The organism is Labrys neptuniae, from assembly GCF_040797145.1.
GTDB lineage: Bacteria > Pseudomonadota > Alphaproteobacteria > Rhizobiales > Labraceae > Labrys > Labrys neptuniae.
Genome location: NZ_JBFNQD010000004.1, coordinates 278621 through 292516 on the forward strand (window position 1 = coordinate 278621; position 13896 = coordinate 292516).

At 63.8% G+C, this 13896-nt stretch carries 8 protein-coding genes and 1 pseudogene; 2 read left to right on the plus strand and 7 right to left on the minus strand.

Annotated features, from left to right (window positions below; genetic code table 11):
* Positions 1–10 precede the first annotated feature (10 nt).
* Entirely contained in the window at positions 11–1546 is a 1536-nt protein-coding gene (locus ABXS05_RS15240) for a trimethylamine methyltransferase family protein (RefSeq protein WP_367624492.1), read from the minus strand.
* 179 nt (positions 1547–1725) lie between these two features.
* Here ABXS05_RS15240 and ABXS05_RS15245 point away from each other — a divergent pair, with 179 nt between their 5' ends.
* Together ABXS05_RS15245 and ABXS05_RS15250 are read left to right on the plus strand one after the other, a co-directional pair.
* Positions 1726–2613: a LysR substrate-binding domain-containing protein gene (locus ABXS05_RS15245; protein WP_367624493.1), complete on the plus strand. Its 888-nt coding sequence runs from the start codon at positions 1726–1728 to the stop codon at positions 2611–2613.
* Between the two features lie 251 nt (positions 2614–2864).
* Positions 2865–5285, plus strand: coding sequence for a GcvT family protein (locus ABXS05_RS15250; RefSeq protein WP_367624494.1), 2421 nt, complete (start codon positions 2865–2867; stop codon positions 5283–5285).
* Positions 5286–5326: 41 nt separating this feature from the next.
* Here ABXS05_RS15250 and ABXS05_RS15255 read toward each other — a convergent pair.
* The 6 genes and pseudogenes from ABXS05_RS15255 to ABXS05_RS15280 all read right to left on the minus strand — a co-directional run bounded on the left by ABXS05_RS15255 (position 5327) and on the right by ABXS05_RS15280 (position 13893).
* A pseudogene (locus ABXS05_RS15255) lies at positions 5327–6134 on the minus strand (family 1 encapsulin nanocompartment shell protein).
* Positions 6127–7200 carry a Dyp-type peroxidase gene (locus ABXS05_RS15260; protein WP_367624495.1) on the minus strand — a complete coding sequence of 358 codons (1074 nt, stop codon included), beginning with the start codon at positions 7198–7200 and terminating at the stop codon, positions 6127–6129. The pseudogene ABXS05_RS15255 and the gene ABXS05_RS15260 overlap by 8 nt, the downstream one beginning before the upstream one ends.
* A 29-nt stretch (positions 7201–7229) precedes the next feature.
* Entirely contained in the window at positions 7230–7487 is a 258-nt protein-coding gene (locus ABXS05_RS15265; RefSeq protein ID WP_367624496.1) for a DUF2171 domain-containing protein, read from the minus strand.
* Positions 7488–7551: 64 nt separating this feature from the next.
* Positions 7552–10164 carry an ATP-dependent chaperone ClpB gene (gene clpB, locus ABXS05_RS15270; RefSeq protein WP_367624497.1) on the minus strand — a complete coding sequence of 871 codons (2613 nt, stop codon included), beginning with the start codon at positions 10162–10164 and terminating at the stop codon, positions 7552–7554.
* 317 nt (positions 10165–10481) lie between these two features.
* Positions 10482–12506, minus strand: coding sequence for a sensor histidine kinase (locus ABXS05_RS15275; RefSeq protein ID WP_437178669.1), 2025 nt, complete (start codon positions 12504–12506; stop codon positions 10482–10484).
* Positions 12499–13893 carry a sigma-54-dependent transcriptional regulator gene (locus ABXS05_RS15280; RefSeq protein WP_367624498.1) on the minus strand — a complete coding sequence of 465 codons (1395 nt, stop codon included), beginning with the start codon at positions 13891–13893 and terminating at the stop codon, positions 12499–12501. The genes ABXS05_RS15275 and ABXS05_RS15280 overlap by 8 nt, the downstream gene beginning before the upstream one ends.
* Positions 13894–13896 lie beyond the last annotated feature (3 nt).

Sequence of the window (13896 nt, forward strand, 5' to 3'; positions counted from 1 at the left end):
ATCGATCCCTTCAGGGTTCCCCGGCGCCGATCTCCGTGCGCCGGCGCGTGATATAGGCCTCGAGCTCCTCGCGAACGGCCTCGTCCAAAGCGGGCTCCTGATATTCCCGCAAGGCCTGCTGCCAGAGGCCGGTCGCCCGCTCAAGCGCGTCACGCGCCCCTGCCTCCTGCCAGCTGCCATAGTTCTGCCAATTGGAGAGCATCGGCTGATAGAAGGCGGTTTCGTAGCGCGACATCGTGTGTTCGCTGCCGAAGAAATGCCCGCCGGCCGGCACGGCCTTGATCGCCTCGAAGCCCAGATCGTCCTCCTCGAACGGCATGGGTCGCAGGAACTCCATCATGTTCTGGAGGATCTCGACGTCGAGGACGAGCTTTTCATAGGACGCCGTGAGGCCGCCCTCCAGCCAGCCGGCGGCGTGATAGATCAGGTTGGCCCCGCCCAGGACGGCGCCCCAGGTCGCCATCTCCGTCTCATAGGCGGCCTGAAGATCAACAGCATTGGAGGCGTTGGCATTGGAAGTGCGGTAGGGCAGGCCATAGCGCCGCGCGAGCTGGCCGGCGATGATGTTGGCCTTGGTGTTCTCGGGCGTGCCGAAGGCCGGCGCACCCGAACGCATGTCGACATTGGAGGTGAAGGCCCCGTACATCACCGGCGTGCCCGGATTGACGAGCTGCGTCAGCACCACGCCGAACAGGGCCTCGGCGTTCTGCTGGCACAGGGCAGCCGCCAGGGTCACCGGCGTCATCGCGCCCATCAGCGTGAAGGGGGTGACCGTTACCGGCTGGCCATGCTCGGCCATGGCCATCAGGCCGTCCGCCATGGCGTCGTCGAAGAGACGCGGCGAGTTGACGGAGATGATGGTGATGACGCCGGGCGAAGCGCGCATCTCCTCCAGCGTGATGCCGCGGCCGATCGCCATCATGTTGATGGCGTCCATGGCCCGGCCGCGCCCGATGGCGCTGCAGTGAAAGCTGAGGTCGCTGAGAGAGAGGTTGGCCTTGTAGGTGTCGAGATGGCGCGAATTGGCCGGCAGTTCGATCGGCGCGCAGACCTGGTTGCCCAGGATATGGATGGCGTTGAAATAATGCGCCAGGCGGGTGAAGTTCTCATAGTCGGCTAGATTGCCTGCTCGCCTGCCATTGATGCGGTCATGCACGTTGGGCGGCCCGGCTACCAGGCCGAAGACCAGCGCATTGCCGCCGATCTCGAGCTGCTTGTCGGGATTGCGGCCGGTCAGGGTAAAGCGGCGCGGAGCGGTGCGGAGCGCCTCCTTCACCAGCGTCTCGTCGATACGGATGGTCTGGCTTTCGCGATCGACGATCGCGCCGGCCTTTTCGAACAGATCCATCGCCCGTGTGCTCATCACCCGGATGCCGAGCTCGGAGAGGATGCGCATCGAACTGCGATGCAGCACCTCCATGCGCTCTTCATCCAGCATCTGCATGGGTGAATAGGGATTCGACACGCGCTGCCAGGGCAGCTGGGGAATGCCCCCGCCCCGCATGCTTCTCGATCGGCGCCCCCCGCTACGCCTGTCCTGTGTCATACCCGCTACGCCCACCCTGTTTTATTCATCCGACAACTCGGCATGATAGGTGCGGCGGGACGAGCCTTTCACGCGATTAGTTTGGCGGCATTGCCCAAAAAAAATGATGTCATGGCGAAAAACGGCATTGAACCGGCCAAGGCAGTCGGACTAGCTTCCGGCAAACATCAAGAGCTGCCATGAAGCCCCCTCCTCCGCTCAACTACATCCGCTCCTTCGAATGCTCGGCTCGCCATCTGAGCTTTACCGAGGCGGCCAAGGAACTGGGCTATACCCAGGCCGCTATCAGCACCCATGTGCGGGCGCTCGAACATTATATCGGCCGGCAATTGTTCGTGCGCTATCCACGCAGCCTGAAGCTGACGGAAATGGGCGAGGCCTTCCTGCCGACGCTCAGGCAGGCGCTCGACCAGATCGACCACGCCACAGAAGCCATCCTCGCCTCTGTCAGGAATCGCACGGTGGTGATTTCCTGCCCGGCGACGCTGGCCACCAACTGGCTCGCGGGCTGCATCGCCGCCTTCCATGCCAGGCATCCGGATATCGAAGTGGTGCTGCATGGCACGATCTGGGAGGATCCCAGCGAGCCGGCCGCCGATCTCACCATCGCGGCGCGGCGTTTCGACAACAAGCCGCCAGCGGCGCTCGCCCTGTGGGACGAGAGCCTCGCTCTGCTCTGCGCACCGCAGTTCCTGTCGGGGCCGAATGCGATCCGCTCCCCCGCCGACATCCTCCGGCAAGGCTGGATCTTCGTGCACAGCCGGCAGGAATACTGGCAATGCATGGGCACGGCCCTCGGCATCGAGACCTCGGACCACGAGAAATATCTCAGCACCAACTCCTCCAACATCGCCCTGGAGCTGGCGGCGGCGGGCGCGGGCTGCGTCGCCGTGCAACTTTCGCTCGCCCGGCCCTTCCTGAAGAGAGGGCTCCTGGCCGAACCCTTCGCCGTGCGCCCGCCCAGCCCCTGGGGCTATTATCTTTCCGACAATGCCTCATCCAAGGGCAGCGTGGTGAAGATCGTGAAGGAATGGATCCTGGCCCGCGCCAGGGCCGACATGGCCTGAGATGATCCAGCGATAGACTTCCCCGAGCTGATCCTAGGTCTGACAGGTTCGGCAACAAGCGAAGATCGCGAGGCCAATGACCTCGTTTTATTTGGTCATTCTTCGCCGAACCCGGTGTTTTTGCCCGGAAGGCCGCCTACCGGCCCTGCCCACCGCTGCCTAGACTTGGGCGGTCAGGCGATCGCCCTGCCACGGACCTTCCAAGGGCAGCCGATCATCGCCGGATGAGTGTTCATCGGGAAGTTCGTTCCATGCGTAGCCATGCCCAGGCCGTCGTCATCGGCGGCGGTTTGATCGGTTGTTCGATCCTTTATCACCTCGCCAAGCTCGGCTGGACCGACATCGTCCTGCTGGAGCGGGACGAACTGACCTCGGGATCGACCTGGCATGCGGCCGCCAACATTCACGGCCTGCACGATTCCACCAATATCAGCCGCCTGCAGCACTACACCATGGCGCTCTACAAGGAGCTCGAGGCCGAGACCGGCCAGGGCTGCGGCATCTTCCAGCCCGGCTCTCTCTACCTGGCCCAGACCGTCGAGCGCGAGCACCAGCTGCGGCTGCAGGAGGCCAAGGCGCGCCGCTATGGCATGAACTTCTATGAAGTCTCGCGCAACGAAGCCGAAAAACTGCATCCGCTCGTGGATTTCTCGGGCATACGCTGCATCATGTTCGAGCCCGAAGGCGGCAATGTCGACCCATCAGGGGTGACGGCCGCCTATGCCGCCGGGGCTCGCCGGCGCGGCGCCGAAATCCACCGCTTCACGCCGGTGACGGGCACCGAGGCCCAGCCCGATGGCAGCTGGATCGTGCGCACGCCGAAGGGCGATATCCGCACCCAATGGGTCGTCAACGCCGCCGGCCTGTGGGCCCGCGAGGTCGCCGCCATGGCCGGGCTGACCCTGCCGCTGATGCCGACCGAGCACCAGTATTTCGTCACCCAGACCATCCCCGAGATCGCCGCGCTCGATCGGCGCCTGCCCTCGGTCGCCGATCGAGACGGCGAATATTATCTGCGCCAGGAAGGCTTGGGCTTGCTGGTCGGCGCCTATGAGCGCGACATGCGGTTCTGGGCCGAGGATGAGACACCCGCCAATTTCGGCCATGAGCTGTTTCCCGACGACCTCAACCGCATCGAGGACAATATGATGCGGGCGATCGAGCGCGTACCGGTGCTCGGCTCGACCGGCATCCGCCGCGTGATCAACGGCCCGATGATCTGGTCACCCGACAGCGCCGTGCTGTTCGGCCCGGTGCCGGAAATGAAGAACTATTTCTGCTGCAACGGCATCATCCCAGGCTTCTCCCAGTCGGGCGGCATGGGCAAGCTCGCGGCCGAATGGATGATCGAGGGCGAACCCTCCCTCGACATGTTCGCCTGGGACCTCGCGCGCTTCGGCTCCTGGGCCGACAAGGCCTTCACCAAGGCCCGGGTGCGCGACCAATACGGTCATCGCTTCAAGATCCACTTTCCCAATGAGGAGCGCAGCGCCGGCCGGCCGGTGCGCACGCGCCCCGCCTATGCGATGCAGCAGAGCATGGGCGCGGTTTTCGGCCTGAATTTCGGCTGGGAGCATCCGCTCTGGTTCGCCGCCGAGGGCGAGCCCCGGGAGGAGACCGCCGGTTTCACGCGCCAGAACTGGTGGGAACCGGTGGGACGGGAAGCGCGCATGCTGCGCGAGCATGCGGGCATCATCGACATCTCCAATTTCGCCAAATACCAAGTCACCGGTCCGGGTGCTCAGGCGTGGCTCGACGCTTTGTTCGCCAATCGCATGCCGAACCGGACCGGCCAGATCCGTCTCACCCCCCTGGTCGGTCGGCGAGGCGGCGTTGCCGGCGACTTCACGGTCGCCAAGCTCGCCGATGATTCCTACATGGTCTTCGGTTCCGGCATGGCGGAACGCTATCACCAGCGCTTCTTCAATGCGGTGCCGCTGCCGGAGGGAACGCTGTTCCGCTCGATGACGCAGTCCCTGTGCGGGTTCAGCGTCGCCGGCCCCAAGGCGCGGGCACTCCTGCAGGGCCTGACCTTCGAAGACCTTTCCAACGGCTCCTTCCCCTTCATGCAGGCACGCCATCTCAATCCAGCCGGCATCGAGGTGGTGGCCCTGCGGGTTTCCTTCACGGGTGACCTCGGCTGGGAGCTTCACTGCCGGACCGGTGACCAGGAAGCGCTCTATCGCGCTTTGCTCGCGGCCGGAAAGGAACTCGGCGCCGGCCCTGTCGGTGCGAGGGCGATGACGTCTCTGCGTATCGAGAAGGGCTATGGCAGCTGGGGCCGGGAATACTCACCCGAATATTGGCCCCAGGAATCCGGTCTCGCCCGCCTGATCAAGCTGGACAAGGGCGAGTTCCTCAATCGCGATGCCTATGCGGCCATCGCCGGCAACCCGGCGCGCGATCGGCTCGTCACGCTGGCCATCGAGACCGAGGATGCCGACGCCACCGGCGGCGAGCCCGTCTTCCTGCCGGACGGCACCCCGCTCGGACAGGTTTCCTCCGGCAGCTATGGCTATTGGGTCGGCCAGTCATTGGCCCTTGCCTACGTCAAGGCCGATCTGGCCCAGCCCGGCGATGTCGTGACGGTGGCCATATTGGGCACCTCGCGCAAGGCGCGCATCCTCGCCGAGCCTGCCTTCGACCCAGGGGGCGAGCGCTTGAGAAGCTGAAGCCCCGTCCGGCATGGAGCGCGCCTTCTGCCGGCGCCATGCTATTTCTTGGCGTGCAGGAGGGCGACGGCGGCTTCGGCCGTGAGCAGGCGGAAGGTCAGGCTTTCCTGGAAATAGAGCTGTACCGCCGTTGCCGAATGGCTGGCATAGCCGATGGAGATGTCCTGGCCCACGCAGAGTTCGAAATCCCCGCCCCGTGTCGTCAGCACCAGCCCGCCCTCGATCGCCGGGGCCCAGATCACCGGCCCGTCCACCAGGCGCTCGACATGGTGGAACACCGGATAGCCGTCATCGCTGCCCCCCGGCCGCCGCCGTATAGGCATCGCCCCCCAGCACCAGCGCATAGGGGCCCTCCACACCCGCCAGCCGCAACTGGCTCACCGCCTGCGCCACCAAATCCGGATAGGCCTTCACCTGGGCCGGCAGCGTCAGCGCCGGGTTGCTGAGACCCGGGCGGATGCCCCCGATCCCGGCCGCGGCAAAGCCGTCGAACACCGCCCGATCCTCGGCAAAGGCCAGCTTGCGCGCCGCCTCCTTCAGCGGCGACCAGTCCGAGTCGAGCGCCCCCCGCTCCACATCGTCGATCGCCGAGCGGGCTAGCTCGAAGCCCACGCGCAGCTCGACCAGCGCCTGCACCTCCCGCTGCACCGCCTCGATGCCCTCGCCAGACCCGGCAAGCGGGCGCACATGCCCGGTTCCCACCGCCGAGGCCGCCAGGCCTTGCGGGCCCTCGAGGTCGACCACCCGCCGCGCCGCCAGATGACGCTTGAGGGTGCGCGCCGCCTCTTCCTCGATCTGCCCCCACGCAGCCTCGGAGATCGGTGCCAGCTCCCGATGGAGATTATTCATGGTCTGCCTTCCTCTTGAGCGATCCAATGCCGAGCGAACCATCGCCGCCGGACGGTCGTGAACCGGGATTCTGTGCCGGCTCGGGCTCCGGCGGGGCCGCCTCGCCCGCTGCCGGTGCGCCGGCAGCGGCCGCCACATCGTCCAGGAACGTCGCCGAGGGCACGAAGAACAGCGAACCCGTCACCGCCCGGCTGAAATCCAGCAGCCGGTCGTAATTGCCCGGCGGGCGGCCGATGAACATGTTCTCCAGCATCTGCTCGATCCGGCGGGGCGAACGGGCATAGCCGATGAAATAGGTGCCGAACTCGCCCTTGCCCGCATCCCCGAACGGCATGTTGTCGCGCAGGATCTCCACCGCCTCGCCATTCTCCTCGATCGAGGTCAGGACATTGTGGGCATAGGGCGCCTTGAGCGCATCCTCCTGCTCGATGTCCGACAGCTTGGCACGCCCGATGATCTTCTCCTGCATCTCCACCGGCAGCCGGTTCCAGCCCGCCAGGTCATGCAGGTATTTCTGCACGATCACATAGCTGCCGCCGGCAAAGGCCGCATCCTCCTCGCCGATCAGGGTGGCATCCACCGCCGCCTGCTCGACCGGGTTCTCGGTGCCGTCGACAAAGCCGATCAGGTCGCGGTCGTCGAAATATTTGAAGCCGTGCACCTCGTCCACATTGGCCGCCGCCTCCCCGATCCGCGCCATGATCTGCGCCGCCAGTTCGAAGCAAAGATCCATGCGCCGGGCGCGGATGTGAAACAGGATGTCCCCCGGCGTCGACACCGCATGATGCACACCATGGATCTCGCGGAAGGGATGCAGTTCCTTCGGCCGGGGCGCCCCGAACAGACGGTCCCACATCTGCGAGCCCAGGCCCATCACGCAGGACAGCCGCCCCTCCAGGTCCCGGAACCCCACCGCCCGCAACAGACCCGACAGATCCGCGCACAACGCCCGGATCGCCGCCTCCGCCTCCGCGCCAGGCTGGACCGTCACCACCAGAAATATCGCACTGCCCGTCAGGGAGGCTACGACAGGCTGCGAAACGATAGAGGGCAAACTCGACTCCATACGGCTATCCATCCGGCGGCTGATGGGCTTCAGCCCAAATCGACGGGACGCCCGGACTGCTCTTCTTCGAGGGTCACGGCAATGTCGGCATTGGCGGACAACCTGACTTTCTCGCCTTCGACCCCAGCCACGAAACCGAGCTCGATATAGTGGTGGTGTCCTCGATGCGCTCCGAAGCTGTCGCTCAATTTGAGCTCGATACGATCGCCCACGACGCGATCCACCGTCCCGACATGCACGCCATCGGCTCCGATCACGTCCATATTTGGCTTGATCTGCTCTTTCATCACACCTTCTCCTTTGTTGGTCCCATACGCAATACAGCTATCGATCGGATGACATTGGGGAGCTTCAGGCCGCCTCGAACTCATCCTCGTCCACGATTTCCGGAGTCTTGCCATTGAAGGTGAGGCTCTTCTTGCCGGCGGAGATCTTCACCTTCATATCGTCGCCGACCTCGCCCGCCAGGATCATCTCGGCAAGCGGATCCTGGACGTAGCGCTGGATCGCCCGCTTCAGCGGTCGGGCGCCATAGGCAGGGTCCCATCCCTTGTAAGCCAGCCAGTTCCGCCCCTTGGCATCAAGCAGCAGATCGATCTTGCGATCATCCAGGAGCTTGCGCAGGCGGGCAAACTGAATCTCGACGATCCGTCCCATTTCGCTCTTCTGCAGGCGGTGGAACAGGATGATGGCATCGACCCGGTTGAGAAACTCGGGACGGAAATGCGCCCGCACCATCGCCATCACCTGTTCACGCACGGCGCTCGTCTTCTCGCCTTCGGCCTGGTTCACCAGAAACTCCGCGCCGATGTTCGAGGTCATGATGATCAGGGTGTTGCGGAAATCGACGGTGCGGCCCTGCCCGTCCGTCAGCCGGCCGTCGTCCAGCACCTGCAGGAGGACGTTGAAGACGTCGGGATGGGCTTTCTCGATCTCGTCGAACAGCACGACCTGGTAGGGCCGGCGCCGCACGGCTTCGGTCAGCGCGCCGCCCTCGTCATAGCCGACATAGCCCGGAGGCGCCCCAATGAGGCGGCTCACCGAATGCTTCTCCATATATTCGGACATGTCGATGCGGATCATCGCGGTTTCGTCGTCGAACAGAAACTCCGCGAGCGCCTTGGCGAGTTCGGTCTTGCCGACACCGGTCGGCCCCAGGAACATGAAGCTCCCGATGGGGCGGTTGGGATCCTGCAGCCCGGCCCTCGCGCGCCGGACGGCCGTCGAGACGGCCCGCACGGCCTGCGCCTGCCCGACGACACGCTTGCCCAGCATCTCTTCCATATGGAGCAGCTTGTCCTTCTCGCCCTCCAGCATCTTGTCGACGGGCACGCCCGTCCAGCGCGAGACCACCTGCGCGATGTCGTCGGCGGTCACGGTTTCGCTGATCGACGAATTCTCGCTGGCCTCGACGGTGGCCAGCTTCTTCTCCAACTCCGGAATCCGGCCATAGGTGAGTTCGCCCGCCCGCTGGAACTCGCCCTTGCGCTGGGCATTGGCAAGTTCCGTGCGCAATTGTTCCAGCTCGCTCTTCATCTTCTGCGCGTCGGAGAGCTTGCTCTTTTCGGCCTGCCATTGCGAGGTCAGGTCGGCCGACTTCTTTTCGAGCTCGACAAGGTCCTTGTCGAGCGTCTGCAGCCGGCTCCTGGAGCCGGCATCCGTCTCCTTCTTGAGCGCTTCCTGCTCGATCTTCAGACGAACGATCTCGCGATCGAGCGAGTCCAGCTCTTCCGGCTTGGAATCCACCTGCATCTTCAAGCGGGCCGAAGCCTCGTCGATGAGATCGATGGCCTTGTCCGGCAGGAAGCGATCGGTGATGTAGCGGTTCGACAGCGTGGCTGCCGCGACCAAAGCCGAGTCGGCGATCCTTACGCCATGATGAAGCTCGTATTTTTCCTTCAGGCCACGCAGAATCGAAATCGTGTCCTCGACCGTCGGCTCGGAAACGAAAACGGGCTGGAAGCGCCGCGCCAGCGCGGCGTCCTTCTCCACATGCTTGCGATATTCGTCGAGCGTGGTCGCACCCACGCAATGCAGCTCGCCGCGCGCCAGAGCCGGCTTGAGCAGGTTGGAGGCATCCATGGCACCGTCGGTCTTGCCGGCCCCGATCAAGGTATGCATCTCGTCGATGAACAGGATGATGCCGCCCTCGGCGCTCGTCACCTCCTGCAGCACCGCCTTGAGCCGCTCCTCGAACTCCCCGCGATATTTCGCGCCGGCAATCAGGGCACCGAGGTCGAGCGCAAGCAGCTTCTTGTCCTGCAGGCTCTCGGGCACGTCGCCGTTGACGATGCGCAGCGCCAGGCATTCGACGATCGCCGTCTTGCCGACCCCGGGCTCGCCGATCAGGACCGGGTTGTTCTTGGTGCGTCGCGACAGCACCTGGATGGTGCGGCGGATTTCCTCGTCGCGGCCGATCACCGGGTCGAGCTTGCCGTCCCGTGCTGCTCTGGTCAGGTCGCGGGCATATTTCTTCAGGGCGTCATAGGCATTCTCGGCCGACGCGCTGTCGGCGGTACGGCCCTTGCGCAGTGCGTCCACGGCCGCGCCGAGGTTGCGGGGGTCGACACCGCCCTCGACGAGCAGTTTGCCCGCCTCGCCGCTCTTGTCCGCGACAAGCGCCTGCAACAAGCGTTCAACCGTCACGAAACTGTCGCCGGCCTTTTCCGCCGTGCTCTGCGCGGCAGCAAGGAGGCGCGCCGTCTCAGGGGCCAGATGGACCTGTCCTGACCCCGTACCGGAGACCTTCGGCAATTTTGCCAGAGCGTCTTCGGTCGCCTGCAGGATCGCGCGCGAATTGCCGCCAGCTCGGTCGATCAGTCCCGAAACGAGGCCTTCCTTGTCGTCGAGCAGGACTTTCAGCACGTGAAGAGGGGTCAGTTGCGGATTGCCCTCACGCGAAGCGAGGAATTGCGCCGACTGGATGAAGCCACTGGCGCGATCGGTATATTTATCAACGTTCATCGAGCCATCCTTCAAGGCAGAGACAACTGGTCGAAACGAGAGCGGTGGAAACCGACACACCTGTTGTTCGACGGGGCGCGAGCATGAAGGCCGCAGGCCCCCCGATATCGTAGCGCGGCATCCTCCCCATGACCTCGATCCTCCACGATCCGTTCGCATGCCCCTCGGCGCGCCGGCACGGCTGCCCAGCCATAGGAGCAACAGGCGTGCCAATTTGAAAAGAAAGCGAAATCAATCAGATAGAACTTCGCGTCCACCGGCGACGGACACTATGTCGAAGAGGCAACGGACAAAATGTCCGCATCATCGAGGCGGCATCAACCGGCTTCCGGCAGCCAGACGAGGAATGTCGTGCCCCTGCCCGGCTCGCTCGATACGGAAATCCTGCCACCCTGCCGCGTCACCAGCATCTGGCTGATCGAGAGGCCAAGTCCGGTGCCCTCGCGCGTCTTGGTGGTAAAGAACGGGTCGAACACCCTTTCGATCACCTCCGCCGAAATACCGGCGCCGGTGTCCGCAACCTCGATGGCCACCCCCGCCCAGCCATCCATGTCGCTGTCATGGTTGCGTAGGAGAAGGCGCCCGCCATGCGGCATGGCATGAATAGCGTTCACGAGCAGGTTGACCAGGACCTGCTGCAATTCGGTGCGGTTCATCGCGATCAGGCGGGACGCGCGATCCTCCCGCTCCAGGGTGATCGTCGTCTTCCTGATGAGATGCTGAACGAGCGGCAGTGTGTCGGAAACGATGGCGGCGACGGCATAATGCTCGGTATAGCCGGCATATTCCTGGGGCTTGGCAAATTGCAGCAGCTTGGTGATGATTTCGCTGATGCGCGCCATCTGCTGGTCGATGAGGCGGAACTCCACCTTGGCCTTTTCAGCTTCGGCGCCCATCAGCTCGCGGATCACCTCGAGATTGCCCTGCATCACGGCGATCGGATTGTTGATTTCATGGGCAATGCCCGCGCTGATCTCCCCGATCGCCGCAAGCTTCTCCGACATCACGAGCTGCTTGGTGGTGTTTTCCAGCTGCATGGTGGCCTGGTGCAGTTGGTGGGCACGTTCCTCGACACGGCGATTGAGCTCGTCGTTCCAGTGACGCAGCTGTGCATCGCGTTGCTGGAGCAAATCGAGGAGATGATCGAGGTGAAAAGCCACCTCGCCGATCTCGTCCTTCGTCTTCACATGACCGGTTCGCGCGGACAGGTCGCCGGCTTCAACACGGGAGATCGCGCCCGTCATCCGCTCCAAAGGCCTGAAAATATTGGTTGCCCAGATCAGGAACAGGGGAACCGTTGCCGCCACCGCCAGCAGGAACGCCCCGGCAAGCGTCAGCAAGGTCTCATATTTGGCCTGTGTGAACGGTTTTTGCAGAAAACCCACATAGAGCATGCCGACCCGCCGGCCGTAGCTGTCGATGATGGGCTCATAGGCAGAGATGAACCAGTCGCTGACGACGAAGGCGCTGTCGCGCCATGTCCGCCCCTGGTCGAGCACGGCATTGCGCACGACTTCCGAAACACGGGTTCCGATTGCACGCTGTCCTTCGAACAAACGCACATTGGTGCTGATGCGAATATCCCCCAGGAACAGCGTGGCCGTGCCCTGGCTCCCCTCGGGCAGGCCGGCCTCATGGTAGATCAGGTCGTTGATCGTATCGACGAAGGCAAGATTCTGGTTGAGCAGCGTGCCGCCGACCAGGGCTGCCCGCCGACTATCCGGCAATGTCAAGGCCGTGGCCGAGTGGAGCACCAGGCCGCGGCTTTCCTGGGAGGGCGTGGCGGCGGTACTGCCGAGGGTGGGCACGATCTCGATACGCGCTCGTGCGGCGAGATCGGGGGAGAAGGCACCAAGCTCTTCGGCCTCGAAAACATCGACGGCCGTCTTCGAGTGCCCTTCGAGGGCCGAACGGATGATCGGCCAGCTCGAACGCACGGAGGACGATGCCGTGGCATAAGCGCTCGCGAGTATCCGGCCATTGTCGTCGACGATATAGAGGAAATCAAACTGGCGCGCCTGTGCGATCTCCTTGAGAAGCGAAGTAAACGCCGCGTTCGGATAACCGTTTTGCTGAAGCAGGTTCTGGAAACGCGCCGATTCACTCACCGACGCCAGCCGGGAATCCGTATTTTCGAGAATACGGGCCATATACTGATGGGCAATCGTCAAGTCGTCATTGACCTTGGAGATTGCCATGGCATCGAACCGGGCATTCCAGCGATAGAGGCTGATGCCCAGCAGCAATGGCAGGATCACGAGCATGGGCACGAGCGCGATCGCAAGCAGGCGATAGCGTACCGATCTTCTTCTTCGGGCTCTCGGGGCTTGGTCCCTAGACATTCCAGCTGACGCATTTGCGATCGATGGTCTTGCGCGAGATGCCGAGGCGGCGGGCAGCCTCCTCGCGATCGCCCTTGACTTCACGCAGGACCGACAGGATGTGGCGCCGTTCCACCTCGGCCAGGCTCTGGCCGCCCCTGTCGTCATCGCCGTCACTGGCAATGCGTTCGATATCCTCAGGAAAACCGCCGAGGATCACCGTTCGTTCGATCAGGTTGCGAAGTTCCCGGATGTTTCCCGGCCAGTCATAGCGTGCCAGCGCAGCGCGTACCCTGTCGTCGATGGCGACGGGAGGCATGCCGAGCTGCTGGGCGAATTCGCGCATGAACAAGGCCGCGAGTTCCTGCACGTCATCGCCGCGATCCTTCAGCGGCGGCAGATGGATCTGCACGACATTGATACGGAAGAAGAGATCGGCGCGAAAACTGCCGGCCTCGACGCGCTTGGGAAGATCGGCATTGGTGGCAAAGATGAAGCGGGCGTCGAAGGGAACCTCGCGTTCCGAACCGACCGGCCTGACACGTCGATCTTCCAGGACGCGCAGCAGCTTGGTCTGCAGCGAAAAGGGCAGGTCGCCGATTTCATCGAGGAACACCGTGCCGCCCTGGGCATGCATGAAAAGCCCCTCCCGCGCCCTGCCCGCACCGGTGAAGGCCCCTTTCAGATGGCCGAACAATTCGCTTTCGATCATGTCCGCCGGGATGGCACCGCAATTGATGGGCACGAAAAGCTTGTCTGAACGACCGGAAAGCGAGTGAAGCGAGCGCGCCGCGACTTCCTTTCCGGTTCCCGACTTGCCGGTCAACAGGACCGATGTCGGCAAGGGCGCAACGCGTGCGATGGTCTGCCGCACATTCTGGATCGCCCTGGAGTCACCGAGCAGCTTGTTGCGCAGGAAGATCTGATGGCCTGGCGATTTCAGCTCATGGTGCAGGACGTCGTTCTCGCGCTGCAACCTGATCCGGTCGAGGCAGCGAGCAACCGCGTTGAGAAGCTGGTTGGAGCGGAATGGCTTGAGCACGAAATCGACGGCGCCGGCCCGCAAGGCACCGATCGCGGTGTCCAGATCGGCATAAGCCGTCATCAGGATGACATCGGCAAAGAAGCCGACGGCTCGCTGTTCGGCAAGCCAATCCAGGCCGTTCTGTCCCGGCATGATATTGTCGAGAATGACCACGTCGAAATGCTGCTGGTCGAGTTTCTGGGACGCCTGTTTGGTGTCCGCGGCTTCGGCGATCAGCCTGCAGCGCGGCCCCAGGATCTTGACCAGGAAATTGCGCATGCCCGGTTCGTCGTCGACGACCAGGATCGAAGCCTGGGCCAGCCACGGCCCGAATTGTGGATCCGCGGCAGGGCCGGCAGTATCGTGAGCGGGATCCTCGGACATCAA

Coding starts and splice junctions, on each gene's coding strand:
- clpB (WP_367624497.1), bottom strand. CDS start 10,164: ATGAACGTTGATAAATATACCGATCGCGCCAGTGGCTTCATCCAGTCG.
- ABXS05_RS15275 (WP_437178669.1), bottom strand. CDS start 12,506: ATGTCTAGGGACCAAGCCCCGAGAGCCCGAAGAAGAAGATCGGTACGC.
- ABXS05_RS15240 (WP_367624492.1), bottom strand. CDS start 1,546: ATGACACAGGACAGGCGTAGCGGGGGGCGCCGATCGAGAAGCATGCGG.
- ABXS05_RS15280 (WP_367624498.1), bottom strand. CDS start 13,893: ATGTCCGAGGATCCCGCTCACGATACTGCCGGCCCTGCCGCGGATCCA.
- ABXS05_RS15265 (WP_367624496.1), bottom strand. CDS start 7,487: ATGAAAGAGCAGATCAAGCCAAATATGGACGTGATCGGAGCCGATGGC.
- ABXS05_RS15260 (WP_367624495.1), bottom strand. CDS start 7,200: ATGGAGTCGAGTTTGCCCTCTATCGTTTCGCAGCCTGTCGTAGCCTCC.
- ABXS05_RS15245 (WP_367624493.1), top strand. CDS start 1,726: ATGAAGCCCCCTCCTCCGCTCAACTACATCCGCTCCTTCGAATGCTCG.
- ABXS05_RS15250 (WP_367624494.1), top strand. CDS start 2,865: ATGCGTAGCCATGCCCAGGCCGTCGTCATCGGCGGCGGTTTGATCGGT.